The organism is Vibrio sp. SCSIO 43135, assembly GCF_023716665.1.
Lineage (GTDB): Bacteria > Pseudomonadota > Gammaproteobacteria > Enterobacterales > Vibrionaceae > Vibrio > Vibrio paucivorans.
Map to the genome: position 1 here is coordinate 1,559,291 of NZ_CP071860.1, position 26,822 is coordinate 1,586,112.

The following is a 26,822-nucleotide window of genomic DNA, read 5'->3' on the forward strand; positions in this document are numbered from 1 at the left end:
TTCTCATCGGTGAAAAAAGGGCAGACCTCTAGAAACTAGCGAATAAACAACGTAGACAGGGCTTTTTGAGCAAGATTTCGCCAGCGTAAGATAATTCGACTACGTGGTAACCATTGTGGTGTGGTAAGCACCGTCTTAGCTTTGGAAAAAGTTCTGAACCCTTCAATACCATGGTATTGCCCCATTCCTGACTCTCCAATCCCACCAAACGGCGCATCGTCTGCGGCAAGGTGCAGAAGTGTATCGTTGAAGCACACGCCACCACTATGCGTTTGCTGCAAGATCTGTTGTTGCAGCGTCTTACTTCCACTCATCAAATAAAGTGCCAGTGGCCTTGGGCGGCTATTAATATAGCTGGTAACTTCGTTGATGTGGCGGTAGGTAACGACTGGAAGTATCGGGCCAAAGATCTCTTCCTGCATTAAGCGCATGTCGAAGGTAACGTTACTGACCAAGTGAGGCAGCATTTGTCTCCCTGTGCTGGGTTCTGCTTCAATGGTGTGAATTTTGGCCCCTTTACTTCGCGCATCCGATAAATAACTCTGTAAACGTTGATATTGGCCATTGTTCACAATATGGGTCACTTCTCGCTGCTGGTTGCGCTTAGCAAACGCTGAATCGAAGCGTTTCAAGTAAGTGTTGATGAAAGAATGCTCTTTGCCTTCGGGAACAAAAACATAGTCGGGAGCGACACAAATTTGCCCCGCATTAATGCTTTTCCCCAGCATAATCGCATCGACCGCTGAAGTGATATCGGCATCTTTAGCAACGATGGCCGGTGATTTCCCCCCGAGCTCTAAGGTAACTGGAGTAAGGTTTTTAGCCGCTTCCTGTGCTACCAAACGACCAACTGCGGTCGACCCGGTAAACAGGATATGATCGAACGGCAACTGGCTAAATAGCGCCGAGATTTCAGCCTCCCCTTCAACTGGCTGAATGTCGTCACTTAAACACGCAAACACATCACTTAATACTCGATTGGCTTTCGGCGTATGCTCACTTAACTTCACCATAACTCGGTTACCGGCTGCTATGGCTGTCACAATCGGAGCCAAGCTCAATACGATAGGAAAGTTCCAAGGCACGATGACACCAACCACACCAAGCGGTTGAAAATGAACTGTGGTCTGAGATGGAGCGAGCAGTAACCCAGAAGAACGGCGCTTTGGCCGCATCCATTTACGTAGGTGAGATAAGGTATAGTGAATATGGTTGACGGCCGGGAGAATATCGCAAATCAAACTATCGAACTCACTTCGATAGCCATAATCTTCGCTGATGGCTTGAATTAGCTCTGTTTGATGCGCCTTTAACGCTTGCTTGAGCTTTTGCAGCTTTTCCACACGATGAGCGTAATCTGGAAACGGATCCGTTTGATAACGCATCTGGATCTCGGTAAACACTTCTTGGAGATCTTGCGCGGTTTTCACGTGCTCTTTATGCCAACGATTTAAGTCCACAACCTTTTCCATAGCCAACCACCCTGATGTTGTTATATCTAGTTTTTCCGGGTTTCACTACTAATGTTAGCGAGAACTGCCTATTTCGCCACGAAAAGGCGACAGTTTGTCATGAACAAAATCGAGAAAAGAGCGCACTTTGGGTGTCGCCCCACGGTGGCTTGGGTAAATCGCGTATAAATCGACCGGAGAAAATTGCCATTCAGGCAGCACTTCCACCAAATCACCACATTCAACAGAGCCGTTAGCTAGGTATTGTGGAAGCTCGGTGATCCCCATTCCATCCAGTGCAAGCTGTTTGAGTACCGAAAAATCATCGCATTCCAGAACAGGAGCAAACGCCACAGAAACCGACGGGCTTGATTGATTAGAAACTAAGGAGGTTGTGTCGAGCGGTGAAAATAGCTGCCAAACCGGTTTGCGCTCTTTGGCACTCATAAGCAAACACTGGTGCTGAGTGAGATCGCCCGGCTGAACTGGCAGCCCAGCCTGCTCAACGTAAGACGGAGCACAGTACAACGCTAACTTTAACTGACATAGCTTTTTCGCAATCAAGTTCGAACTCGGCAGCTCCCCGACGCGAATCACCACATCGTAGCCTTCTTCAAGCACGTCAACACGTCGATTGGTCAGGTCCAAATCCACTTGTACATCTGGGTATTGTTGATAGTAATGAGCCAACAATGGGGCCAACATCCCCTGCCCGATTGCCACAGATGCGCACACTTTCAACCGACCTTGTGGCTTTTCGAGTAAGGTTTCCACCGCAAGTCGGGAAGCTTCTAGTTCCTCTTTGATTCTCTGACAGTATGCATAGTACCGCTCACCCACTTCAGTAAGATGTTGGCTACGCGTAGAGCGTTCAAGCAAGCGCACACCTAATTCCGACTCCAAACGCGACACTTTACGGCTGATGTTCGATTTAGGTAACCCCATCGATTCTGCCGCTGCAGTAAAGCTGCCAGTTTCAACGACAGTAGCGAATACCATCATGTCGTTAATATCGTATCTCTTCGCGTCCATTCTTTCCTCCACCTTACTGAGGCTTCCCACTTTATTGTTACCATTTTTAGAACAATGTTATATCAATGCACTTATATATCAATCTATAGCAACAAACTAATCTAACTCCATCGACAACGAATCAAAACACTGGAGCTTGATATGGAATTGCTTACTCTTTCTCAACTACCCCAAGGTGGCTTTGCTGGTCTTAAAGAAAAGCAGCTAGTGATGGACCAACGTGTGTTTGGCGCTCGTAAAAACGCCGCGTCCTTTAACGGTATTGGCCACTTTGTCTATCTGGCCGATGCAAACTTTCAGCCTTATGGCGAAACGGGTATGCACCCACACCATGAAATCGACGTGATCAGCGTGATGGCAAAAGGGCGAATCGAGCATGCCGGTTCGCTTGAACATGGGCAGGGGCTTAGCGCTGGCAATGTTCAAGTACAGCGCGCTGGCGGAGAAGGTTTTTCTCATAACGAAGTTAACCCCGACGACAAACCCAACCAAATGATTCAACTGTGGGTTCTACCAGAAACCAAAGGGCAACCAGCAGGTTACAAGGTGTATCAACCTACACCAGGAGAGCGCACTCGCGTCTACGGTGGCCACGATTCAGAGCAAGATACCTTTGCCAGCCACACCGTCATCGACGTGTTACTAGCGCAAGAAGGCCAAGCGACAACTCATGCAGGAGAAGTACTCGCCTATCTTAGCGTTGGAACAGCTCAAGTGAATGGACAAAACATAGAAGCAGGCACGTTGGTTCGTACCGATGACTTAACGTTCACGGCCACCAGCGAAAGCCAGCTCATTTTGATCTATACCGAATAACTTTATTTACCCATAAACCCTCTCTGCCCAATTGTTTATTTGGGTAGAGACAAACCGCAAAAATCAGTGAGGGATACACTATGACCAACTCAAAACCATTCTCAGAATTCTTAACGCCGGAAAACGCAGTACTTGCGATGATCGACCACCAAACAGGCTTAATGGTTGGATTAGGAGACGAACACCCAACCGTGCTGAAAAACAACATTGTGGCACTGAGCAAAATGGCCAAGGCGATTAACCTTCCGTCTGTTATCACCGCGAGCTTACCAGAGGGGCCAAACGGGCCAGTCATGCCTGAGATTCCAGAGATTTTGGGAACAGAAGTGATTGAGCGTGAAGGTCAGATCAACGCATGGGATAGCCTAGCATTCAAACAAGCTATTGAAAAAACAGGGCGCAAGAAAATCATCATGGCCGGTATTGTGACCGACGTTTGCCTGCTGTTTCCTGCTCTATCCGCCATCGAAGAAGGTTACGATGTGTATGCGGTGATCGATGCTTCAGGTACGTGGAACAAAACCGTTCAAGAAGTCACGATAGCTCGCTTAACTCAAGCTGGAGTAAAAGTCACCACATGGGCTTCCGTACTGGCAGAACTGATGAATGATTGGCGCAGTGATTACGGTGAAGTGCTAGGTAAAGTATTGGCCGACCACACCACCAAGTACGGCTATGTGATGAACAGTTACTTTGCGCGAGGCTAAGAATATGAGTGGCGAACAAAAAAGTTCGCCACCCAACAAACATTGGGTGGCGTTTTACACTTTTATCATTTTGTTACCCTTGGTGTATTGGATTCCACCCTGGGTTACTCAGTATATTTCCGCACATCCTCTCGCAGTGACGTTGGTATCAGTGGGAATCATTGTCCCTGTTGTGTCTTACCTTGCATTACCAAACTTGCTGCGAGTTCATACCAAACTCATGTCTAAAAGTTAGAGAGCTTCAAACTGCGCTTTGGTGATTCCGTAATGAACACGGTCATCAAAGCCGTGTTCCATCTTGTAGTAACCAGCCTGTCTTCCCTCTTGAACGAAACCACATGACTCCATCACTTTGTAAGAGCCAGTGTTACTTTGGTAACAGTCTGCGGTCACTTTATGGGCTTCGAGCTCATTAAAGGCGATTGAGGTCATAAATCGCCCGGCAGCGGATGCGATGCCTTGTCTCCACGCATGTTCAGGCAATTGATATCCAACCTCATAATTGCCCTGTAAAAACATCACCGCAGTTAACCCTGTCATGCCCATAAACTGCCCTTGTGCATCACGAATGACTGCGGTTGGATTGTCTGGCCACTCACCAGTTGCTATCGCTTGCTCTGTGTTAGCAATGATTGGATTGAAAAAGCCTTCGTACACTTCGCGTGGAGCAGGGGCGAAGAAAAGGTATTTACTAACATTTGGATTATCAAACATCTCTATGATGTCGATGAGATCATCCGCTTTGATCAAGCTAATGCTAAACGAGTTAATCAATGGAACAGACTGCCCTGATTTAAATTGTGCAATTGACACCGGCGTTACCTTCTAAATTATGAGTCTCTTGTTAGGATTATGATTAGGCTTGTTAGGTCACGTTCATTACGCGCCTGACTTGAAGCGAAATATACCTAAGCCAAAGCAATCAGAATTGAATAATTGCGACAATATTTGCAACGCGTGGAGATTCCCACTCACCCAACCGCTGATACGTGAAAGCGTAACTATTCGAAGTCCCCATAGACATCAATCACCAAGTCGCGAATGCTAAGGTATTTACCCGGCGTTACCCCCAACAGCTTCTTCACCTGTCGTATCAAGTGAGGTTGATCGCTGAAACCAAATTGCTGCGCCAATGTCGCCCAGTCCGTTTCATTTGGATGTTGATACAAATGCATAAACAGAGCCTCACACTTCACTATCGTTTGATACTGCTTAATGCTCATACCAATCACCTTGGAGAAAGCTCGTTCCAGCGTTCGCTTTGTGGTGTGGCACTTAAGCGCCAACTGCTCGCTCGTTTGCATTCCTTGGCTTAGCTCAATAGCCGTCACCGCTTTGTCCGCCAACTGGGCAGCGCTGTCGCTAGTTTCTTTATCAAGCAAAGGCGCTAAATCTTTGGCGACTTGCTGCAAAATATTGGACTCATCCCCTTTTATCAGCAAGGCTTGATAGTCCTTAAATCGGAACAGACCATCAAGCCAGGAGTCTTGCCGACATTGATTCAGTTGGCCGGCTTCATTAAGCCCAAGTCGATACAACGCCGTCGGTGTTAGCCGTAGCCCTAAGCGTGTCAAAGGGGCGCTATCATCGAGCGTGAGGGTATGTGTGTTTGGTGTGAGTAAATGAGTCCCTTTACCTTGGTATTGTAGAGAAGGGGTGTAGTAACAAAAGCGTTGCTCAGGTGGCGAGATAATGTAGTGAGCATTCACATTCGGTATCAACTGAGGGGGATGGTCAATCGGTTCATCTTGCTCGACTTTAAGATACCAAACCCAGTCCACCAAATGTTTGATCGGCTCTAGTTGTCGTTTCCACGTAATCACTTTATTGGTGTACCTTCTACTTAACCCTACACTCATGATAGTGCCAAGTTACCATAGCTGACACCTCACCAGATATAGCGTTGAACGCTCATTTTCTTTTCCCAGATAACAAAAAAGCACCGGACAGGTGCTTTTTCGATAGGAAAGTTTTGGAGCAAACTAAACGTAAGCGACTGAGCTAGGCTCTTGGTAGATACATTCCACACCAAGAATGTTGCCATCACCATCTTGGTACTGCGCGTACACTTTCCATAGATTGTTCACTCGAACCCCCATCACGGTGACACGAGAATTGTCATCGTAGGTGCTACCGTCATTTTGCGAGCCTCGACCAAACGACACTTGAAACTCTTTGCCGACGGCTTGCTGGACTTTTTTACCATCAAAGTCGCCATTAGGCTGGATATGTAAAAACTCTAACCCACCGCCCTTGCCCGGGCGTATAGCAAAAGTACAGCCTGTTAGTTGAGTCGTGACCAAGAATTTGGCCGTATCGTAGTGAGTGACCTTAGAAATAGATTCAGGCTTGAGTTGTTCGAACTGAGAAACAGGAATATGAATACATTGAATTGCTTTTGCAGTCGTCGAAAGCGCAGTAGTAGATAAACGTAATCGTCCTTCTTTCACTGGCATTCCTTGATGACGTCCCATTGCAGTGTCACCCAAACCATATAAGTAAAATCTGACTTCACCTTTTTGCTTCCCTGCACTACTGATGGACAGAGGACAACGCAGCAAAAATTGTTCTAAATCTTGATTCATTAGCTGAGCAGCTTGGTCTAACGTAAGTGGCATAAATCAATCCTTTTGTCGCCATTCATAAATATGATTAAGTTTGTTAATTTAAGCATACACACCAATAAGCACACGAACACATAACAAATTACTTGATATGCTCCTAAGAACTGAAACAAAAATTGGACAATGAGAATAGCTGGGCTAGCGATATTACAGAAAGGAAAGCAGCATCAGGCGGCGGAATTGTGGGGGTGCTTGGAGCATGTGCCACCCAATGCTACTAAGTTTATTTTGGTTGCCAATTACAAAGCTCGATAAGAGACAAAAGCATGGCTCGCTCCCACCAACTTTTTGCGTGTTGCAATCTTTGCTGATAGTAATCAACCATCGGTGAATCGGATTTAGGTAAGCTCATCACACACCTCCTTTCTCTTGAGTACCCTATTAGTATGCTCAAGTTATCAGGAGGGAAAAACAGTCGAACTTGCCGCGAATATGTTCCGTATTAACGAGAAATAATTTGAAATGAAAAGATTTTGGTCACTGTGATAAAGAAAACAGGAACACACAGTGTCCAAAATATCCTTACTTACTAGAGCCTGTTACTCGACCTCTTCGCGATCGACTGGTTCGATATAATCTTCAGCAGGGAAACACACCCATTCGAAATCCGTACAATCCGCTTGTGGCTCTTCACAAGCTTCTTCTAAATTGGTGCAGCCATTGAGTATCACTATGGCCGCTACGACAAGCAATTTCATTTTTCCTCCTTAAAGGTTTGACAAGATCCCAAGGACAGAGATTAAAAAGGCGAAGAGGCAGTTGTCCAAAAGGACTAGGGGTGGGTGGGAGAGTCTGCCCCTTCGCCAAATGGAGTCACTAAGGCGCGATGATCGGCTCTAGGTGCGCTAAGAAGTGTCTTAGTACCGGAGGTTCATACACAAAGCCGTAACCATGGACTTGTTGCGCGCGGTTTTTAATCGCGACCATACACTCAACCACATAGCGAAGTTGATCGTTGCTATACACTCGACGCGGTATCGCTAAACGAGTCAGTTCTACCGCTGAATCTTTTTGAATACCGGTATCCGGATCTCGGCCCAACAAGAAAGAACCAATTTCAGCGCAGCGTATGCCCCCTTCCAAATACAACTCATTAGCTAATGCTTGGCCTGGAAATTGGCTGCTAGGAATGTGTGGGAACAATTTACCCGCATCAATAAACACGGCGTGCCCACCAACCGGATACTGGATGGGAATTCCCTCATCAAGCAGCCATAGCCCCAGTTGAATAACTTGTTCGATTCGAGCGGTAAGATAGTCTTCATCCAGTGCTTCATATAGGCCTACCGCTAAACAATTAACATCCCGCCCAGCTAGGCCGCCATAACTAGGAAATCCTTCGCGAACCACACAACCTACTTGGACCTCTCGGTACAGAGCGGGGTCATCTTTGATGGCACAAAGACCACCAATATTAACCATGGCGTCTTTTTTGGCTGACATCACCATCATGTCGGCGTATTTGAACATCTCGAACACAATGTCTTTGATAGAGTGATTGGCATAATTCGGGTCACGCCTTTTTATAAACCAAGCATTTTCCGCAAAACGAGCCGCATCCATCACAACGGGAATTTCATGTCGATGAGCGACCTCATACGCTAACCTAAGGTTCTCCATCGAAACAGGTTGCCCACCCATACTGTTGCAGGTCACCGTCATAATAAGCGCAACAACGTTATGGGCGCCTCGCTGCTCAATTTCCAGCGTCAACTTTTCGATATCGATGTTACCTTTCCACGGGTGGGAAACATCAGTCTTATACGCATCCTCAATCACCAAATTAACGGCAGTTGAACCGGTCAACTCAACGTGAGCTGCTGTGGTATCGAAATGAAAATTAGATACAAACACTTTGTTATCAAGTGAGCTATTAGGCGACCCTTTACCCAAATTTCTCTCAAGTAGAAGCGGTAGCAATATCTGCTCTGCACCTCTTCCCTGATGAGTGGGTATGCACTGGCGGTAACCAAAAATATCTTCAACGCTATGACACAGCTTTTCGTAACTGCTGCTTCCTGCGTAAGATTCATCGCCCGTCATTAGAGCCGCCCATTGCTCTTGACTCAACGCGCTGGTGCCTGAGTCGGTGTGAAGGTCGATGTATACTTGACTGCTGGATAATGAAAACGGGTTGTAGCCTGAAAGTTTCAGCGCTTTTTCACGCTCTTTCCGTGTCAATTGGTGAATTTTTTCAACCGCTTTAATCTTATATGCAAACTTACTTGTAGGTAGATTTATCGTTGTCATTCTAACTTTCCTTATTGTTACGAGATAGGGACACTGCAGCTTTTAGAGTCCAAACTATTATTTCGCTACAGATATTCATTCTAATATTCACCCAACCTAACAATTAAGGTATTAAATTTTATTATCCGAACATTTAAAATTCTTATATGAACAAACACACAGAAAACAAAATAAAATCAAAAAAACCGAGATTTAATCAATTACAAACAAATCAACCTAAGACACTGATTTATAAACACCAACTTAGTTAAAGAAAAGAATTAATTATCAACCTCACAAAGCAATAGCTCTAATAATGTTATTGAACATAAATTAAAAAACATTTAAATATTTAATTACTCCCCCAGTAGTTAGGATTAATTTATGTTAACGAATAAAGACTGCCCTGAAATCCCTTGTTTCCTCTGCAATATATTGCAGAAAATACCACAATGGCTGGAACTAAATACCCCATATGAACGATTTGAAGTCATTGAAGGGAAAGTATACCTGCATACCCAATCCGGCAGCTTTTTATGCGGGAACAATATTGTTAGGGCACTTTGCTATTTGAGCCAAAATAAAGACATTGTTATCTCGAGGGATGAGCTAGAAACGCACATATGGCAAGGTATTACAGTCGGGCCAAGTAGCCTCCCGGTTCTGATCCACGAACTGCGCCGTGTACTGCAGGTAACCAGTTACGAGCTAGTTACAGTAAGAAATAAAGGCTTTATCTTAAGGAAAAAACCACAACGGATTCATTATGGTTCTTCCTGACAGGCGAAGTAAATGGCACTCGAAATGACTAGTAAAAGGATAAATAAGCAAAGGAAGAGCTCATGGCCACCCAATAACATGCCACCAAACTCCCCCTAATGCGACTAGGGCGACGGAAGATCTTGGAGTCTGTGTGGCACATCCAAGGAACCACTACACACCATACCGAACCGAACAAAATCGACACACTACTGATGGCAAAGACGTACCCCTTAGGGTCTATCGCGATAAACAATAGCGGCGGAAAAAAAATGATAAAACTGGCTCTTAACATCGCCGGAAAAGTTCGCGTTTGTTTGGCATATACAATATGGCTAAATAAATAGTCCAGTAGCCCTTTACTCACTCCATACAAAGGAGGCAACAGCAGCGAAAGTAAGAACAAGTAAGCAACTTGATGACCGATACCTGCATCTTGAAACAGTTGAGAAACAAAGCTTTCCGGAGATACGCTCTGGTTCATCAACTCGAGAAGACTGCTTTGACCTAAGGAGACAAAAACGAAAAAGATCCAGGCTAGATTGATGACGAAAATGAGCATAACGCCTATCTGAATTGATTTGAGTGTCGAATAGCAGCAGCACTTGTGCAATCGGGTGATATTGAATAGCACCTGTTGAAAGCCAAAGCCCACGGCAAAGAAAACAGGAACTAACTCAATCAAAGCCAACGGCTGAATATCGAGCGATGATCTCATCATTAACTCAATACTAGGGCGCTCATTAATCATTAAGTAAAGCATTGTGCCAAACAAAATCAGGTTAGCACTGCGCATCAACCAACTTATACACCTCTCGTCTACCCACAATAAACAGGCGAACCCCACACATAAAATGAATGCGAACCACCATTGCTGCCCACCGATATCCAATATGCCCACCACCGAACTGGAGATAATCGAAGTAAACGCGTAAATAAGCAGTATCAAAGAAAAAACAACTAAGCCATCCACCACCCTCAAAGCTTGGATACCTAGGTTAGATTTTATGATTGCACGTAAGTCTGATTTAGGGTTCGCTTCTATCAACAATAACTGGTGCCGACTAGCTTCATAGCTAATATACATAGTCATAATTAGCAATATTAGAACACCTGAAAACCAGACTTTGGCAGCCAGAATAGGAAGAATAATCAAGCCTATCCCCACACTGGAACCAAATATGACTGAAGATCCGGTAATTATTCTTGAATTATTGACCACATTACAATTTTTCATCATTCACACTTCCATTGTTATTAAATTCAGACAGAACCATAACAACAGAGAGAATATAAGTTCATTTAGTAAACTAGATTTTTAATTATTTGATAGTAAAAACCTAATTTAAGGTTTAATACATTAAATCTAGTAAAATATAGAAGGTAAGATTAGACATATAAGAGTGTCGAAAAACAAAATATAAGATTGAAGAAGGTAGAAGAAGGTGAGCAGTATTAATGGGGTATCACCTCCCCCATTAAGGAGGAGGTAGGTGCTTTATAGCAGATTGGAGCGACGCTTTTGTGCCCTAGAACGCATTGTAGAAGCCAAATAAAACCAGTCCCAAAGCACAAAACTTAAACGTCACGTAAAGTGGTTTGTTCCAAGCCTTAAACTTTCTCATGTTGGTGCGGTAACTCTTATGGACAGGGGTAATCTTATTGCCAAGCCCAGTCTTGGTTGAATCGATATTATCTACAAAAAACAAGCTGTTAAATGTTTTCGCGAAGTAGTAATACATTTTTTGGATTAGCTTACTTCTTAACGGGCGATCAATATCAGACATCAATATGATTCGAGGTTTGTCGCTGTCATTATGCGTATGGTGGGCATAAGTTTCATCGAACAAAATTGACTCACCGTCGTTCCAAGTGTGCCACTGCCCATCGACTGAAATAGCGCAATCTTCCGATTTCGGTGTACTTAAGCCAAGAGAGTAACGCAAGCTCAAAGCAAATGGGTCGTGGTGTTTACCTAGGCGTTTACCCGGGTTCAAACACGCAAATAATGCTAGGTTCATGCCTGGTACTTGCTCAATCAACTCCATCGTTTTTGGTGCAAGTTCTCGAGCGGATGGTATATCACAATCGTAGACTTTCAAATAAAAGCTAGTCCAACGGTTGTCTTTGTAGAAGCTACTGGCAGGTAGATCATTTTTAATCGCGATATGCCCATTTTCATACAGAGCAAGCGCTTCTTCTCTGATCACTTCCCAATTGTCTTGCAAAATATCCAGTTCCGGAAAGTGTTTACGATCGACAAAAGGGGTCAATGGAACTTTAGAGAGCAAGTAAAGAGGAACATTCATCGGCACCATAAAGGTGGAAAAGTCCGACATCTGACGTTTTAAACCAAAACGGTCCTTATTGCGGATACGGATAAAAACAATTGAGCCGATATAGATCGATATAACGACAAAAGCAAAAGTAAGCATAATACCTAGACCAAAATTATGAAGGAATTCAGTATAGGAAAGTGTTAGATAAACTTAAATGCTTTGTTACACAATTATTGGGAGCAAAATCTGAAATTGCGATCTGATTGCTTGGTGGTATCGATCACCTCACTGAGAACTCACATTCAACCATTAGGTAGTCCATGAGTTAATTGACAGTTTTAATTATAGAGATTCACTAAATTGAATTTAACATTTGGGGGAAAGTGACCAACATTAAATAAGGAACAAGCTTGAGACAAAGACATCAAAATACCTTCCTCAATATTACCAAACCCCTTTGTAAGCCCTTGATAACGACACCCCTAAGCTAAAAGAGGAACAATCCATATCCAATCACTTCTGCATTTATTGCTGCAAATTGAGGTAAAATAGCAATACTAGGCTGGTTGAGGCTCAATATATGTCTGATTTAAATTTACTGCGTTACTACACTCGACTTACCCCACTAGGGGTTGGCGAAGAGATCAAAACCTCTCTTACCGACATTTCAGAGCTTCTATTTACCAGCCTGCGTCATGCGCGCAACTTAATGAATCAAATGCATGATATGGAGTGGCTTGCGTGGTCTCCACAAGTCGGCCGTAATAAACGTTCAAGCTTAGTGCTTAACTACGATTTGGTTGAACTCAAGCACCACTTGGCCACAAAACGCATCACAGCAGGTAAATACGAGAAAGCGCTGGCAATACTCGACAACGATGAAACCGAATTTGGTCGACTGCTGCAAAATACATCGGGAACCTCGCTTCGCGAAGGTCGTTTGCACTTACAGCTCACCTATAAACGCTCTTTTGAACGTCTTGTTCCTCACCAGTTGCATCGCAGCAGTGAGCGCTACCTAATGAGGCAAATCTATTGCTGCTTAGTCCAAAGCAACAAACGTGGTCAATTGTGCCCTCAACTCGCTCATCACTGGCAGCATGATGAATCAGCAACCCAGTGGAGCTTTTATTTACGCCCAGGACTAACGTTTCACAATGGTGCAGCTATTGATGCAGATGCCATAGTCAGTCTATTTGCCAAGCTTTCTAGCCTGCCGGAGTACCAAGTTGAACTAGGACATTTAAGCAATGTATCAGCACCTAATCCTCTAAAGGTTGTGTTTTCACTATCAAAGCCAGATTTTGGTTTTGGTGGACTCATCTCCGGGGTTCGCTATTCGATTCAACCAACCAGCCAAGTAAATAACGCCCAAACGTTAAGTGTGATTGGCAGCGGGCCTTTTTCCGTCGCCGAGCACTCCGAATCGCGACTTAAATTACAAGCGTTCGACCGATACTACGAATGCCGAGCATTGACCGATGAAGTATCGATTTGGCTATTTAAGGAAAAAGACAAACAGCAGCTGATCACAACGAATCAGCCCGGCGCTGGCTTAGATACGGGGTGCAATCACTTTATCGCCAAAGAAGGTGAGCAACAGCACGACTCCGATATCAAACATAGCCATGTCGAAGATGGTTGTATGTTCGTGCTCTTCAACCAGCAAAGCAGCTCACCGACCAATTTAGAGCAGCGACGCTACCTAGCGAGTTTGCTTTCACCTGAGGCTATTCACCACCAGTTGCATCAACAAGGTCGACTGTTTGGGTGCGAGCTCGCCGGTAATCTACTACCAATTTGGCATAAGGTTTTGCGCCCCTTTAGCCAAGTCGCTCCCTTACCTAAGTCGCTTTCCATTGCGACCTACGATTACATTGCAGGCATCAACTGCGCCTTATGCGTTCAGACTCTTTTGGAAACACAAGGCGTCGAAGTTGAAGTCAATATCTACTCCTATCGCGATTTGGTAGGTAAAGCGCAGCGTAAAGAGTTAAGCGAAGATTTAATCATCACCAATATCAACCTAGACGACAACCGACATGCATCGGCGTTTGGGAGCCTGTTTAGTAACGATGTACTGCATTACGCGATTGGCGATCAAGCTCAACAGTGGTTATCCGAATCGTTAGAATCATTGCGGGCATCTACGCCACTAGAAGAGTATTTACACGCGCTGGAGCCTATTGCTTGTACCTTAATTTCTGAGCATCACCTCACACCACTGTTTCATCATAGGCAAACGCTACGTTTTCACGGTGTGCTCAAAGACGTTGCGTTAACCAACTGGGGCTGGCCAGACATTCGTAACGTATGGTCGACCAATTAAAAAGCCACAGCATAAATGCTGTGGCTTACAGGTAAACAAGAACGATAAGTTACTGCTGAGTTGGCACAGAGTTCATCATACGTTTAACCAAGTCAGTTGCGAGCGACTGGCGTGTCTCCTCATCAACATCACTGTCTAATGGACGCTGCGCAAGCGCTTTCCATATTGGGAGTTCCACACGATGTTGGTAAATAGCGATATATAACGACCCTTTTTCCACCGTATCACCATCGCTGTCTACCGCTTCAATGCCCGTCGAAAGTAGAGTCTGAGCAAAAATATCTTTATCGTTGAGCTGTGATTGTTGAGCAATGGCAATGCCGACAAGTAAATCAGCTTCAGCTGGTGTCGAAACTAATTGGTAACCTTTACTAAGAAGCTGCTGTTCGACCAAGGCATGATACAGCTGAGAGGCTTGTTGAGCGCGTTGTTTGTTCTTTACAGAAATCACGCCTGATTTCTCGTGCCAAGCAAATGTGCGACTACCCGCAAAGGAGGCTTCGTCACCACTGACGACAATACCAAAATCGATAGGTAACGGCGTTTGAGTCGAAGTGGTACATCCCGCCAAAAGAACGGCTAGAGCAACCCAGAATTTTGCAAATAACGTCATCTTAACTCCTTGTGGTTAACGCCCAATCAGTCTGAATGCGTTTACTAGAGAGTTCAATGACAAAATACCGAGATCGAGAGATCATTCCCGTTTGAGGATAAATGAAATGAGAAAAAGCGCGGGTGATAAGTTTATTATTCTCGTTAGAATCACATGCTTAGATTGATGGATATATAATTATAAAAGTACGCTATAGAAAATATATTCATTAAAATGGATAACGACATTAAATCGCTTCAATAATTTTAATACCCATCAATTTATTGTTTCGTTTGCTTAACCCCTAATTTTTATTCTGATGCATCCACCCCCGTACAGAGCAACTCTGCTGCGAAAACGCCTGTGCTAAAGGTAATCCCAGCAAACAGTAGGACAATGGTGTACTTACTCGCAATCACACCTAAACCGATGGTATTGATCACTCTCTCCATAATCGCTCCCTTTTTATCTCTAAGTGAATTTACTAAAGGTATTTTCTAAGAAATAAAGCGAATGGATTTTGACCTTGGACAATATATAAATAAGGCTTAAACAACCAATTGCAATAAAAGCCGTTTGAGCCGTATTTTTACAACTCATTACAAATAATAAAGCTCGCTAAAATAACAGAGTGTCACTCTATATATTTAAATCCGCTTAGCACTGACGACACTTGCCGTCGTCTTTCCGTTCATAGTCGACGACGCTGCCATTTTTGTCCAAAGAGAAATGGCAACAATCCTCAAACAAGGCTTTCAGCTCACCACGGCTTTTCTGTACACGAGATTTAAGCGTGGAGTAGCTTATCCCCTCAGCTTCCGCTAACGCTTTCTGACTTTGCCCTTCTAAATCGACCGCTGACAGCAAACTCGCATTAGATTCCGGTAATGCCTGAATAAATGGAGCGATGCACGCAGACATCTCTTGTTCCAGTTCTCGTTCACCATTTTCAAACCACAAGTCATCGGTTTCTAATTCTTGATCACGCTGGTTGCGCGCTCGCTTACGGTAAAAGTCGATAATGGTTCGGTTAGCGACCTGAAATAGCCACGATTTGATACTGTCTGCATCTTTCAACGTAGACAGGTTTTGATAAGTCTTGATAAGTATCTCTTGCAGTAAATCCTCTACATCTTCATGGTGGTTCACTTTAGAGTACAGGAACGACTTCAACGACTGCTGATACTCGCCCCAAACTTGTTCTAATTGGATAGGATCAGCAGCTTTCATCAGCGCAGCACTCATCTTGTAGAAAACCAATCACACCCTCGAGACACTGATATTCCGCGACACAGTATAGGGTGCGTCCTTCTCGACGTTGACTGATCAGCCCAGCAGAAGCCAAGCTCGAAATATGATGGGAAAGCGTTGAGCCAGGAATTCCAAGCTGCTCTTGCAAGCGTCCTACTGCCGTGCCTTGATAGCCCGCTTTCACCACGCTTTTGTATATTGAAAGCCGGATTGGGTGACCCAGTTCTTTCAGCGCCTTCGCGACAGTTTCCAGTTCCATACATTACCTCTTGAATCAATAATTCGATAATAGTCGAAATATATAACTAAAACAAATTTTTCTCACCCTCCCTAACTAACACTTTGATTTATAATGAATGTACAAATTATTTCGAATTTTATCGAAATAATTTCTTGACCAACTCGTGAACATTTCTATAATTCGAGAAAAGTCGAAATGAAAAATCATTTCTTAGCCGCTGAGATGATCTAACACAAGAGCACTTTCAATCATCTCAGTGTATCGAATTGGAGTAACACTATGAGTAACGAACTAATGACCATGGCTACAGACGCGCTCGACATGTTTGCGTTCTTGGCCACAGAACTGATTATCCTATTCCTTGCGATCAGCTACATTGTGGGGATTTTGCAAGAATTCCTAACGCCGGAAAAAATCCAATCTATCTTGAGCTCTCGAAACGGTAAAGGATATGTGGTTGCGGCTTTACTGGGTGCAATAACACCGTTTTGTTCATGCTCTACTATCCCATTCCTAAAGGGCTTGCTAAGAGCGCGAGCTGGGTTTGGGCCTATGATGGTGTTTCTATTCGGTAGCCCATTGCTCAACCCAGTGATCATTGGTTTATTTGTGATCACCTTTGGCTGGAAGGTTGCGGTATTCTACTTTGCAATTGCTATGTTCGTATCGGTTGCAGCAGGCTATGTATTAGAGAAACTTGGCTTCGAACGCTACGTTAAACCAGAAGCATACCAAGCCGCTGAAGCATCAAGTTGTGGCACCAGCTGTGGCGACAGCAAACCTGTAGAGAAAGCAACCAGCAGTTGCGCGACGTCAAGCTGCGGAGAAGCAAAACCAGCAATGGCTAAAGAATCTAGCTGTGGCGAAAAATCGGAAACCGTAGAAGTCTCTTGCTGCTCATCAGACGGTAGCGCTACAGCGACAATCGTAGAGAAAAAAGAACCAAGCCGTTGGATGCGCATTTGGCTATCGACATGGAAAGACTTTAAACAAGTATTCCCATACTTGATGTTAGGTATCGCCATTGGTTCTTTCATCTACGGATTTATACCAACGGATCTGATTGCAGAGTATGCAGGCGCTGGCAAATGGTATGCAATCCCTGTCGCAGCTATTATTGGTATCCCTCTGTACATTCGTGCGGAAGCCGTGATTCCTCTAAGCGCCGCTTTAGTACAAAAAGGGATGGCACTTGGATCTGTCATGGCGCTGATCATCGGTAGTGCGGGCGCGAGTTTAACTGAGGTGATTTTACTTAAATCCATCTTTAAGAACCAAATGATTGCTGCGTTCCTCACTGTGATTCTCAGCATGGCGATCGGTGCAGGCTTCCTTTACAGCTTTATGTTTGGCTAAAAACGGCCACACACAAACAAAAAAGCCCAGCGATTTCGCTGGGCTTTTTACTGTTTTTTCACCACTCTTTTGCTTAACATCAAATCCACTAATTATTTTAGGCTTGAACATTATTCCTTGTTCTACACTCATTGCTGGCGGGAACTCAATCAGTAAGGGAGGCGTTATGTTAGCAAAGCAAAGGAACTACATCGTTCAAGGAAAAACCAATCTCCACGCGTTGGTTCAAGTGAACCCTATTGGAGAGCTTGACGTTGAAATTGTAGAAACACACAAGCACCACCACACCGACTTTGAAAATCTGTCGTTCAAACGCTCTGGGAGCAGGACTCTATTGGTGGGTCGAGATGCCAAACAAGCCAAACCTTGGCAGGTCACCCTAGCAAGCCAAGATGCCGACGAGCTCAACCACCTTATTCAAGAAGCAAATGAGGAATTCGAGACCCTTATGCGCGATCTCTAATAAGACGACGTTAAGGCCCGTTTCTGCGGGCCTTTATTGTATCGTTTCCTGTGCGACCCCAACTTCCAATTAGCTTTTGTCCACTTGCCTATCAAGAAATATCATCACCATAAGCTTAACCAACAACTGCCGAGCTTCGTTGTTAAGCATCCGACTCGCAGACGCAACATCTTCGGTACTGACCTGCTGCACGTCCATCATGTCGAGCGCGACATCAAGGTCTGTCATTTCCAACGCGCGCAGGATTGCTCGGTACTGGGACAACCGCATATCCGCTTCACCACGCTCAATTCGCTGATAAGTTTTTTCACTCATACCCGCAATTGATGCGATTTTTTCACGTGAAATGCCCGCTTGTTTACGCCGCTTAATCAATACGCCCACAATAGGTTCATGTGACATAGATCTCTCCTCTCAGGACAAGCTTGTCCTTTATCACGCAAAAAGCGGTCCATGTTTTCCTACAGGTATTTACGTTATATGAACTTTATATAAGATGTCGCCCGCTTAAAAAGAGCTTAAATTTCAAAGGGTTTTCAAATCATGAAAAAAGCGCAGGATTTGTCCGTTGCAGAATGCGAACGCCTCAATACCAATATGAGAATAATTCGCCGCCTAATTGCAGCCACACCTTGCGTTAACTCAGCACTTGCAACGTCCACGCCCAAAAGCCAGCTGATGATGAGTCAACGTCGATTGATGACTTATAAAGAAGTGCTGCTACATCAAGATAGCCTTGATCAAACTGAACTAGACAATGCCTTCCACCAACTCTCCGATGCCGAGAAACTTGTGGCCCAGCAAGGCCAAGACATTCTTACGATCGCAATTAAAGAAATCGATGGATTGTTGTCGGCGAGCTAAAACATTTATTGGCAGTAATCACTAATAAGCTGATTTGGCGCTGGCTCTAGCGTGAAGTGCTGAAGGACACCTTCAATCGGTGCATCAGTATAGGTGGCAACTACAAAATCGTAGTAAGGGGTTTCCACTGCCTCTTGCAGCCAAAATTCATCATAGCCACGTTTGGCCATAATCAAGGTGTAATCAGGCACGTTAAGCGTGTCTATCTCACTGCTCGATACAATGGTGATTTCAGGGTGGTTAGCCGCAAACTGATTCAGTTGATAAGACCAATCGGCATACCACTCGCCTTCTAATTGTGGGCTATGGCCTAGAACCGCAACAGGCTGATTTTTCGAATATTGTAGACAGATAGAGTGTTTAGGCTGGGCGTGTTCCACTTCAGGAGCACACCCTGAAATAAAAACCACACTGATAAATGATAAACCCGTAAGCCAACCCGCTGTCTTCATTGAGAAATGCTTATTCTAAGAGCAACTTATTATAGTTATAGACTATGTCTGACTCGTTCCGGAAGTTTTTCTAACAGTTTTGTACCCACCACACTAAAGCTAGGCAGCAACGCATATACAACAAAGATAAACAGAACCGATCCAATGAGGTCTATTGGTCGGTGCATACCAAGCCATAATCGGCTGTATGCGACCCCTAGCGCCCAAATCAACAGCCCAGCGGTCAAAACGTAACGTTTATGTTGTAGGAATAGCCCACCAAAAAATGCGATACAGATTGCGACAAAGATCGTGTGGCCAGAAGGGAACGAGTAGTCTTTCTCACCTTGCCAGTGTCTGGTGCGCCATTCACTGACATTGTCAGAAATGCGGTCAATGACTTGCTCTCTTTGCTTATCATCTAGACGATAGAAATGAGCGGGCTCAGGAATGATTAGCTGCTGTGCAATCAATTCTGTGTACGGTCTTGGGCTTTCCGTCATGTGCTTCAACCCAGTTTTGCTTGCAAAACCAATCACCAAAATCACGCCAAGCTGAAACAACTTCGTCAGCAATTGATCAGCCGGTAGCTTCAAGTGCAGCATAAACGCACAAAGCACAGCTAAAGTGATCAAAAAGCCTTTACTGCCAGCGGAATCAGTAAGCAGTGTAAAAAACAAACCTGTCGTGTCTGTCACAGGTGACAACAAATCTGAGCTTGGGGTAAAAATTACCATAGGTGCGATAAGCACAAGCAATACCACCAGCAAAGCCAAACCTTTGTTTTTATGTTTTAACACAGTCATTTAAAGAATTCGCAACACAGCAATTTAGGGATGATGCATCTTATCTGAGCACAACCCTAACAGTTTCAATTTGCTGTCAATTTGAGGAAAAATCACGGTATTGCCCGCGCTCCGCTGCTATGAAGTCAGCTCCGAGCCAGGCCATTACATTGTGTCATTTAGTTTCTGGCTACCCATCGCAATTTCAGCGTGACTTTGGGCTCAATGGCGATCATTGCCTATAGTTAAATATCACAACGAAAAGTTGGCGACGGCTAAAGCAAGCTCGTCACCAGAAAATATGAATATCACAGTGGGAAGTGAATTCACCAATAACAAGAGAGACAAAGGATGAGTCAATCTACACTTATTTCACGCTTAAATGAGCTGCCGCGAATTGAAAGCGTACTGCAAGAACTGCTGGATATGGTCAATCAGGAAGAAGTCAATTTTGTCGCTTTGGCAAACAAGATCTCAATGGACCAAGTGCTCAGCGCTCGACTACTTCGTATGGCGAACTCTGCTTACTTTGGGGGAGTGAGACAAGTATCTTCAGCCCACGATGCTATTTCAAGGGTAGGCATTGGGCCAGTTCGAACCTTAGTCGTGGTATCTGTACTCACAAGCACGTTCCCTAACGTGAAAACACTCAACCTTGATGAGTATTGGGCCAATACTTTTGAAGTGTCGGTACTTTCGAGCAAACTCGCCGGTATTTCAGGGCTGGATCCTAACGCGGTCTTTACCATTGGTATTTTGCACAATATTGGCGAGCTGATGATCCACACCCTAGTCCCCGATGAAGCGGTAAAGATCGAACAACTGATAGAACAAGGCGTAGACCCTATCGCGGCGCAAGAACAAGTTCTTGATATTTCAGCGCCATCGCTGGGTGCCTTGTTGGCTCGAAGCTGGCAGTTCCCCGAAGAAATGGTCGATGCCATCGAGCATTTCAATGAACCAAGAGAAGCAGAGCTGTCACCGCAAATTGCGGTTATTTTGCATTTCGCTCGCACCATCAATACCCATTGGGACGAGTTACCCAGCACCCAACAAAAAAGCCTGTATTTGGCTCAACACCCCGACGCAAGGCTACTCAATGTGCCACCTTCATTTGTCGACACCATCGAGCAATTTAAGGGGCATGGCCGTGATTTGGCGGCTCACATGATGGCCGCATAATCCTTTAAAGTCAGTGAGTTAGCATCAATTCAAACTCACTGACTTACCCCACCCGATTCATTGCTCTACGTTAATCGTCACGACAAATATTTTTCATTAGACTACACACCCATTTTATCCGTTAATGCGCCTGACTTTTGAGGCTGTCCTAGCCCAAAACAGGTGTGATTTCAGAACATTCTGAACTCAGATTTTTCTCTCTGTTCTTGCGAGATAAGCTGTGGAACAAGTATCCAAACTAGACCGCGTTCGCGCTGATTACAATGTTCAACACTGGAGCCAAGGCTTCTACGGTATTGATGACAACGGTGAAGTGTATGTATCACCGACCAGCGACAAAACGCACCAAGTGCCTTTTAGCAACATCGTCAATCAACTGGAAGAGCGTCAACTAAACCTACCAGTTCTGGTTCGCTTCCCGCAGATTCTGCACCAGCGAGTGCATAACGTTTGCCAAGCATTTAACCAAGCGATTGAAGAGTACCAGTACCAGAACAACTACTTGTTGGTTTACCCAATTAAAGTAAACCAGCAGAAAGAAGTCGTTGACGAGATCTTAGCTAGCCAAGCAAAGCTTGAAACCAAACAGCTTGGGCTAGAGGCCGGCAGCAAACCTGAACTACTCGCAGTACTAGCGTTAGCTCAGCAAGCCAGCTCCGTTATTGTATGTAACGGCTACAAAGACAGAGAGTACATTCGCCTAGCGTTAATCGGTGAAAAGCTAGGACACAAAGTATTCATCGTTTTAGAAAAGCTATCTGAGCTGGACTTAGTGCTAAAAGAAGCGAAAAACCTTGGTGTTAAACCACGCTTGGGTATTCGAATCCGACTTGCTTCTCAAGGCGCTGGTAAATGGCAAGCCAGTGGTGGCGAAAAATCGAAGTTCGGTTTATCGGCGTCTCAGGTTCTAACTGTCATTGAACGTTTAAAGCGTGAAGAACAATTGGATGCGATGCAATTGGTGCATTTCCACCTAGGTTCGCAAATGGCCAATATTCGCGATGTGCGCAATGGTGTGAATGAGTCAGCTCGCTTCTACTGTGAGCTGCGCGGTATGGGCGCCAATATTGATTTCTTCGACATTGGTGGCGGCTTGGCCGTCGATTACGACGGTACGCGCAGCCAGTCTTCGAACTCGATGAACTATGGGCTCGCCGAGTACGCCAGAAACATTGTTTCCACTGTGGGCGATGTGTGTCAGCAATATGAACAGCCAATGCCGGTCATTATCTCGGAATCGGGTCGCTCTATTACTGCTCATCATGCGGTGTTGATCACCAATGTGATTGGTAACGAAGCGTACCATCCAGAAGAAATGATTGCTCCAGAGCAAGCTGCTCCTACGCTGTTGCAAAACATGTGGCGCAATTGGGAAAACTTACAAGACGGGACTGACGCTCGTGCATTGATAGAGATTTACAACGATACACAAAGCGACTTAGCCGAAGTGCACTCGCAGTTTGCGATGGGGCTGCTAAACCTCCAGCAACGAGCGTGGGCAGAGCAATTGTCTCTGCGTATCTACTTCGAGCTCAGCCGCCAAATGAGCAACAAAAATCGTTTTCATCGACCGATTTTGGATGAGTTGAACGAGCGACTAGCCGATAAATTCTTTGTGAATTTTTCGCTATTCCAATCACTGCCAGATGCATGGGGTATCGATCAGGTATTCCCTGTATTGCCTCTGTCCGGTTTGGAAAACGTAGAAGACCGACGCGCTGTAATGCTCGACATTACGTGTGATTCAGATGGTGCGATTGAGCAGTACGTTGAAGGTCAAGGCATCGAAACCACATTGCCAGTACCCGCGTTTGATAAAGACAAACCGTATCTGATGGGCTTTTTCCTAGTGGGCGCATACCAAGAGATCTTGGGTGACATGCACAACCTATTTGGTGACACCCATAGCGCAGTAGTCAACGTCGATGAAAGCGGTAAAGCAGTGATCGAATCCATTAATGAAGGCGATTCGGTTGAAGATATGATGCGCTACGTTCACATTGACGTAGATAAAATTCGCACCAATTACCGTGAGCTCGTAAGCCAACGAGTTGCGATTGAAGAGCAACAAAACGTGCTCGATGAACTTGAGCAAGGCTTAAGTGGTTATACTTATTTAGAGGATTTCTAAATGAATGATTTGTTTAGCAAAACTGATTATTCACTGTACTCAAATGCAATGACATTTGTGCGCCGCCCTTACGTGAAAAATCCAGTAAGTGCCGACGCCGATGTAGTAGTGCTCGGTGTACCGCTTGATATGGCGACATCGGGACGCCCTGGCGCTCGTATGGGGCCAGATGCGATTCGCCGCGCTTCGGTTAACCTCGCTTGGGAAGGCAAAAAATTCCCTTGGGACTTTAACGTATTCGAACGCGCGAACGTGATTGATGCGGGCGATTTGGTATTCGACTGTGGCGATGCAGAAGATTTTACTTATCGATTAGAAGCAGCAACGTCTGAAATTCTAAAGAGCGGTAAAACCATGTTGGCGCTAGGTGGTGATCACTTCATTACCCTGCCAATATTGCGCGCTTATGCTAAGCACCATGGCGAGATGGCATTGATTCACTTCGATGCCCATACCGACACGTATGCTAATGGCAGTGCGTATGACCATGGCACTATGTTCTATCATGCGCCAAACGAAGGGCTAATTTCAGCGAAGCACTCGGTTCAAATTGGTATTCGTACTGAGTACGAGCAAGAAGACCATGGCTTTAATGTTATTAATGCGATGCAAGCCAATGACCTAAGCGCAGAAGAAATTGTCGCGCAAATAAAGGACATCATTGGTGATAAACCAGTGTATGTTACGTTCGACATCGACTGTCTGGATCCAGCATTCGCACCAGGAACCGGAACACCGGTTTGCGGTGGGTTGAACTCCGACAAAGTGCTGAAAATCCTACGCGGTTTAGCCGGCGTTAATATTGTTGGCATGGATGTGGTTGAAGTTGCCCCACCGTACGACCAAAGCGATGTTACCGCGTTAGCAGGGGCCACCATCGCACTTGAATTGCTGTACGCTTGGTCGGTGGGTAAAACCGCTGATAATGAGTAAAAACTAAAAGGGAGCCATCGGCTCCCTTTCAATTCACACTGTAAATCAGCTTAGCTTGTAGAATACCGTGCTCAAAGGAGGTAAGCGTAAGGAAATCGACTGCGATAACCCTTGGCTCTCTACTGATTGTGTCTTGGCTGCTGAATAGGCCTCATAGTCGCTGCCATTGTATTTCCCGTCATCGGTATTAAGCAGCAATTGATACTCGCCTTCAAATGGGACACCAAGGACAAATTCATCGTGAGGCACTGGAGTAAAGTTGGTCACCACCAGCACACGCTCACCGTTATCACTAATCCTTTCGTGGGCTAAGATACTCGCTTCAGAAGCGTCTTGTAGTCTCCACTCAAACCCACGCGGTTCACTATCAAGCTCATGCAACGCGCGCTCATTACGGTACAGTTGGTTCAAATCACGAGTAAGCGACTGAACACCTTGGTGACGTTCGAACTCAAGTAAGAACCACTGCAACTGATCGTCATGATTCCATTCTGCCGTCTGACCAATTTCCGCCCCCATAAAGTTGAGCTTTTTACCCGGCTGACCATACATGTAACCCATGTAAGCACGAAGGTTCGCCGTTTGCTGCCACTCATCGCCAGGCATTTTATTGTGGATGGAACCTTTACCGTAAACGACTTCATCATGCGATAGCGACAACACATAGTTTTCGCTGTGGGCATACACTAACGGGAATGTAATGGTGTCGTGATGGTACTTACGGTGGACAGGGTCTTCTTTAATGTAAGACAAGCTATCGTGCATCCAACCCATGTTCCATTTGAAGCCAAAACCTAAACCACCCATAAAGGTGGGAGCAGATACCCCTGGGAAAGCGGTTGATTCTTCTGCAATAGTCATCGCATTCGGGAAGTATTTGTACACTTCCTCATTCATCCACTTCAATGTCGCGATTGCATCGTAGTTCTCGTTACCACCGTCCACATTTGGAATCCATTGATCGTGGCTACGTGAGTAATCGAGATACAGCATCGACGCAACCGCATCAACACGAATGCCATCGATATGGAACTGTTCAAACCAATACAACGCATTGGAGACTAGGAAACGGCGTACATGCTCACGCCCTAAATCGTAAATGTACGAGTTCCAGTCTTGATGCCAACCACGACGAGGATCCGGGTCGTGGAACAGTGGTGTACCATCGAAATTCGCTAAACCGTGATCATCTGATGGGAAGTGTGCTGGTACCCAATCCAATACAACACCAATTCCAGCTAGGTGACACTGCTCAACGAAATATTTGAAATCATCTGGCGAACCAAATCGGCTAGTTGGTGCAAACAAACCAACAGGTTGATAACCCCATGAACCGTAGAATGGATGCTCTGAAACTGGCATCAGTTCAACGTGGGTGTAGCCAAGATCGACCAGGTAAGGTACTAACTGATCCGCTAAATCACGGTAATTTAGAAAATCGCCGTTAGCATCGCGTTTCCATGAGCCAGCATGAAGTTCATAGAACGACAACGCCTCTTTACGCTTTTCGGTAACTGGGCGGCCTTGCCACTCTTGGTCTTGCCACTGGTAACGACTGTGATCATAAGTCACAGAAGAGAAAGATGGATACTGTTCGCTGTAGAAGCCCCAAGGGTCAGCTTTATGCGGTAGCCCTTCACCATCAGGACCTTTCAACTCAAATTTATATTGCGCGCCTTCTTCAAGGTTTGGAATAAACAGTCCCCAAATACCATAGTCGAGACGCTGCATAGGATGACGACGACCATCCCAGCTATTGAAGTTACCCACAAGGCTACACGCCGATGCGTGTGGAGCATACACTAGGAAGCGAGTACCAGAAATTGCCTTACCATCGCGCTCAATCGTAACAAACTGCGATCCCATGTGATGGTACATGTCTTTAGGTGTATGAAGGTCATCATACTCTGCGTACAAACCGTGATACTGGTATGGGTCATCCAACAACTGCTCGGTACCATTCCAATCTACCGCCAGCTGATAATGAGTAAAACGAAGATCGCGTTCTTGCTTCAAGATAAACCCAGAGTCGAATTCACGCTCCAGTTCGATACGCGCTTCGCCATCAATCACTAACTCGACTTTGTCGGCTCCCGGCATCCATACTCGCAACGCTCCTTGTTCCGATGGAATAAATGGACCTATAAACGAGAATGGGTCGGAAAATGACGCATGTGACAGCTGACTATACGCCTGCGTTATTGTTTTAAGCCCTGTATTTTTCAACCTTATCTCTCCCTAGCCTACTTCTCTAAATTTATAATTTACAAGCAAAAAAGCCCGCTAAAAAGCGGGCCCAAAATTAGCTTGTTAAGTTTACCGGACTCCGGCCACACTTAGAGTGACCGAGTCTAAACTTTTTTATGC

The 26,822-nt window shown here is 45.1% G+C and carries 28 protein-coding genes; 10 read left to right on the forward strand and 18 right to left on the reverse strand.

Features of this window, described 5'->3' with window-relative positions:
• Positions 1–35: 35 nt before the first annotated feature.
• Positions 36–1,472 carry a coniferyl aldehyde dehydrogenase gene (locus J4N42_RS21565; protein ID WP_252032279.1) on the reverse strand — a complete coding sequence of 479 codons (1,437 nt, stop codon included), beginning with the start codon at positions 1,470–1,472 and terminating at the stop codon, positions 36–38.
• 54 nt (positions 1,473–1,526) lie between these two features.
• Entirely contained in the window at positions 1,527–2,483 is a 957-nt protein-coding gene (locus J4N42_RS21570) for a LysR family transcriptional regulator (RefSeq protein ID WP_252032281.1), read from the reverse strand.
• Between the two features lie 141 nt (positions 2,484–2,624).
• Here J4N42_RS21570 and J4N42_RS21575 point away from each other — a divergent pair, with 141 nt between their 5' ends.
• Together J4N42_RS21575 and J4N42_RS21580 are read left to right on the forward strand one after the other, a co-directional pair.
• The gene (locus J4N42_RS21575; RefSeq protein ID WP_252032283.1) at positions 2,625–3,299 is read left to right on the forward strand and encodes a pirin family protein; all 675 of its coding nucleotides are present in this window, start codon (positions 2,625–2,627) and stop codon (positions 3,297–3,299) included.
• Positions 3,300–3,379: 80 nt separating this feature from the next.
• Complete coding sequence (locus J4N42_RS21580; protein WP_252032284.1) at positions 3,380–4,006, forward strand: isochorismatase family protein; 627 nt, start codon at positions 3,380–3,382, stop codon at positions 4,004–4,006.
• 231 nt (positions 4,007–4,237) lie between these two features.
• On the opposite strand, the gene J4N42_RS21585 is transcribed toward J4N42_RS21580, so the two are convergent.
• The 6 genes from J4N42_RS21585 to J4N42_RS21605 form a co-directional block, all read right to left on the reverse strand.
• Positions 4,238–4,819, reverse strand: a complete 582-nt coding sequence (locus J4N42_RS21585) for a GNAT family N-acetyltransferase (RefSeq protein WP_252032286.1) — start codon at positions 4,817–4,819, stop codon at positions 4,238–4,240.
• A 188-nt stretch (positions 4,820–5,007) separates the two neighbouring features.
• Positions 5,008–5,865 (reverse strand): helix-turn-helix domain-containing protein, encoded by an 858-nt coding sequence (locus J4N42_RS21590; RefSeq protein ID WP_252032288.1) that lies wholly within the window; start codon positions 5,863–5,865, stop codon positions 5,008–5,010.
• Between the two features lie 123 nt (positions 5,866–5,988).
• Positions 5,989–6,624, reverse strand: a complete 636-nt coding sequence (locus tag J4N42_RS21595; RefSeq protein WP_252032291.1) for a hypothetical protein — start codon at positions 6,622–6,624, stop codon at positions 5,989–5,991.
• A gap of 229 nt (positions 6,625–6,853) precedes the next feature.
• Entirely contained in the window at positions 6,854–6,982 is a 129-nt protein-coding gene (locus tag J4N42_RS22640; RefSeq protein ID WP_286036690.1) for a hypothetical protein, read from the reverse strand.
• A gap of 187 nt (positions 6,983–7,169) precedes the next feature.
• A complete protein-coding gene (locus J4N42_RS21600) occupies positions 7,170–7,328 on the reverse strand; it encodes a hypothetical protein (protein WP_252032294.1) in 159 nt (52 codons plus the stop codon).
• A 118-nt stretch (positions 7,329–7,446) separates the two neighbouring features.
• On the reverse strand, positions 7,447–8,880 hold the full coding sequence (locus tag J4N42_RS21605; RefSeq protein WP_252032297.1) for a tryptophanase: 1,434 nt from the start codon (positions 8,878–8,880) through the stop codon (positions 7,447–7,449).
• 363 nt (positions 8,881–9,243) lie between these two features.
• On the opposite strand from J4N42_RS21605, the gene J4N42_RS21610 reads away from it, so the two are divergent.
• Positions 9,244–9,639 carry a winged helix-turn-helix domain-containing protein gene (locus J4N42_RS21610; RefSeq protein ID WP_252032300.1) on the forward strand — a complete coding sequence of 132 codons (396 nt, stop codon included), beginning with the start codon at positions 9,244–9,246 and terminating at the stop codon, positions 9,637–9,639.
• Positions 9,640–9,667: 28 nt separating this feature from the next.
• On the opposite strand, the gene J4N42_RS21615 is transcribed toward J4N42_RS21610, so the two are convergent.
• A complete protein-coding gene (locus J4N42_RS21615) occupies positions 9,668–10,858 on the reverse strand; it encodes an aromatic amino acid transport family protein (protein ID WP_252032303.1) in 1,191 nt (396 codons plus the stop codon).
• Between the two features lie 289 nt (positions 10,859–11,147).
• On the reverse strand, positions 11,148–12,053 hold the full coding sequence (locus J4N42_RS21620) for an aspartyl/asparaginyl beta-hydroxylase domain-containing protein (RefSeq protein ID WP_252032305.1): 906 nt from the start codon (positions 12,051–12,053) through the stop codon (positions 11,148–11,150).
• 424 nt (positions 12,054–12,477) lie between these two features.
• On the opposite strand from J4N42_RS21620, the gene J4N42_RS21625 reads away from it, so the two are divergent.
• Positions 12,478–14,226: an SgrR family transcriptional regulator gene (locus tag J4N42_RS21625; protein WP_252032307.1), complete on the forward strand. Its 1,749-nt coding sequence runs from the start codon at positions 12,478–12,480 to the stop codon at positions 14,224–14,226.
• A 49-nt stretch (positions 14,227–14,275) separates the two neighbouring features.
• Here the strand turns inward: J4N42_RS21625 and J4N42_RS21630 are convergent, their stop codons facing one another.
• The 4 genes from J4N42_RS21630 to J4N42_RS21645 all read right to left on the reverse strand — a co-directional run bounded on the left by J4N42_RS21630 (position 14,276) and on the right by J4N42_RS21645 (position 16,328).
• Complete coding sequence (locus tag J4N42_RS21630; protein ID WP_252032311.1) at positions 14,276–14,839, reverse strand: DUF4136 domain-containing protein; 564 nt, start codon at positions 14,837–14,839, stop codon at positions 14,276–14,278.
• 290 nt (positions 14,840–15,129) lie between these two features.
• Complete coding sequence (locus J4N42_RS21635) at positions 15,130–15,270, reverse strand: hypothetical protein (protein WP_252032314.1); 141 nt, start codon at positions 15,268–15,270, stop codon at positions 15,130–15,132.
• A 205-nt stretch (positions 15,271–15,475) separates the two neighbouring features.
• The gene (gene sigZ / locus J4N42_RS21640) at positions 15,476–16,063 is read right to left on the reverse strand and encodes an RNA polymerase sigma factor SigZ (RefSeq protein WP_252032317.1); all 588 of its coding nucleotides are present in this window, start codon (positions 16,061–16,063) and stop codon (positions 15,476–15,478) included.
• The gene (locus tag J4N42_RS21645) at positions 16,035–16,328 is read right to left on the reverse strand and encodes an ArsR/SmtB family transcription factor (RefSeq protein ID WP_252032320.1); all 294 of its coding nucleotides are present in this window, start codon (positions 16,326–16,328) and stop codon (positions 16,035–16,037) included. The genes sigZ and J4N42_RS21645 overlap by 29 nt, the downstream gene beginning before the upstream one ends.
• 261 nt (positions 16,329–16,589) lie before the next feature.
• Between J4N42_RS21645 and J4N42_RS21650 the strand changes: the two genes are divergently transcribed.
• The gene (locus tag J4N42_RS21650; RefSeq protein WP_252032323.1) at positions 16,590–17,666 is read left to right on the forward strand and encodes a permease; all 1,077 of its coding nucleotides are present in this window, start codon (positions 16,590–16,592) and stop codon (positions 17,664–17,666) included.
• Positions 17,667–17,832: 166 nt separating this feature from the next.
• Positions 17,833–18,129, forward strand: a complete 297-nt coding sequence (locus tag J4N42_RS21655) for a hypothetical protein (protein ID WP_252032326.1) — start codon at positions 17,833–17,835, stop codon at positions 18,127–18,129.
• 69 nt (positions 18,130–18,198) lie between these two features.
• Here the strand turns inward: J4N42_RS21655 and J4N42_RS21660 are convergent, their stop codons facing one another.
• On the reverse strand, positions 18,199–18,531 hold the full coding sequence (locus J4N42_RS21660) for a helix-turn-helix domain-containing protein (RefSeq protein WP_252032329.1): 333 nt from the start codon (positions 18,529–18,531) through the stop codon (positions 18,199–18,201).
• Between the two features lie 141 nt (positions 18,532–18,672).
• On the opposite strand from J4N42_RS21660, the gene J4N42_RS21665 reads away from it, so the two are divergent.
• The gene (locus tag J4N42_RS21665) at positions 18,673–18,993 is read left to right on the forward strand and encodes a hypothetical protein (RefSeq protein ID WP_252032332.1); all 321 of its coding nucleotides are present in this window, start codon (positions 18,673–18,675) and stop codon (positions 18,991–18,993) included.
• A 5-nt stretch (positions 18,994–18,998) separates the two neighbouring features.
• Here J4N42_RS21665 and J4N42_RS21670 read toward each other — a convergent pair whose 3' ends face one another.
• Together J4N42_RS21670 and J4N42_RS21675 are read right to left on the reverse strand one after the other, a co-directional pair.
• Positions 18,999–19,445 (reverse strand): hypothetical protein, encoded by a 447-nt coding sequence (locus J4N42_RS21670; RefSeq protein ID WP_252032335.1) that lies wholly within the window; start codon positions 19,443–19,445, stop codon positions 18,999–19,001.
• Between the two features lie 35 nt (positions 19,446–19,480).
• Entirely contained in the window at positions 19,481–20,230 is a 750-nt protein-coding gene (locus tag J4N42_RS21675; RefSeq protein ID WP_252032338.1) for a phosphatase PAP2 family protein, read from the reverse strand.
• Between the two features lie 330 nt (positions 20,231–20,560).
• Here J4N42_RS21675 and J4N42_RS21680 point away from each other — a divergent pair, with 330 nt between their 5' ends.
• From J4N42_RS21680 to speB, 3 genes are all read left to right on the forward strand, one after another.
• Positions 20,561–21,391, forward strand: a complete 831-nt coding sequence (locus J4N42_RS21680; RefSeq protein WP_252032341.1) for an HDOD domain-containing protein — start codon at positions 20,561–20,563, stop codon at positions 21,389–21,391.
• Positions 21,392–21,611: 220 nt separating this feature from the next.
• The gene (gene speA / locus J4N42_RS21685) at positions 21,612–23,522 is read left to right on the forward strand and encodes an arginine decarboxylase (protein WP_252032344.1); all 1,911 of its coding nucleotides are present in this window, start codon (positions 21,612–21,614) and stop codon (positions 23,520–23,522) included.
• Positions 23,523–24,455: an agmatinase gene (speB, locus tag J4N42_RS21690; RefSeq protein ID WP_252032347.1), complete on the forward strand. Its 933-nt coding sequence runs from the start codon at positions 23,523–23,525 to the stop codon at positions 24,453–24,455.
• Positions 24,456–24,500: 45 nt separating this feature from the next.
• Here the strand turns inward: speB and glgB are convergent, their stop codons facing one another.
• Positions 24,501–26,681 carry a 1,4-alpha-glucan branching protein GlgB gene (gene glgB / locus J4N42_RS21695; RefSeq protein WP_252032349.1) on the reverse strand — a complete coding sequence of 727 codons (2,181 nt, stop codon included), beginning with the start codon at positions 26,679–26,681 and terminating at the stop codon, positions 24,501–24,503.
• Positions 26,682–26,822 lie beyond the last annotated feature (141 nt).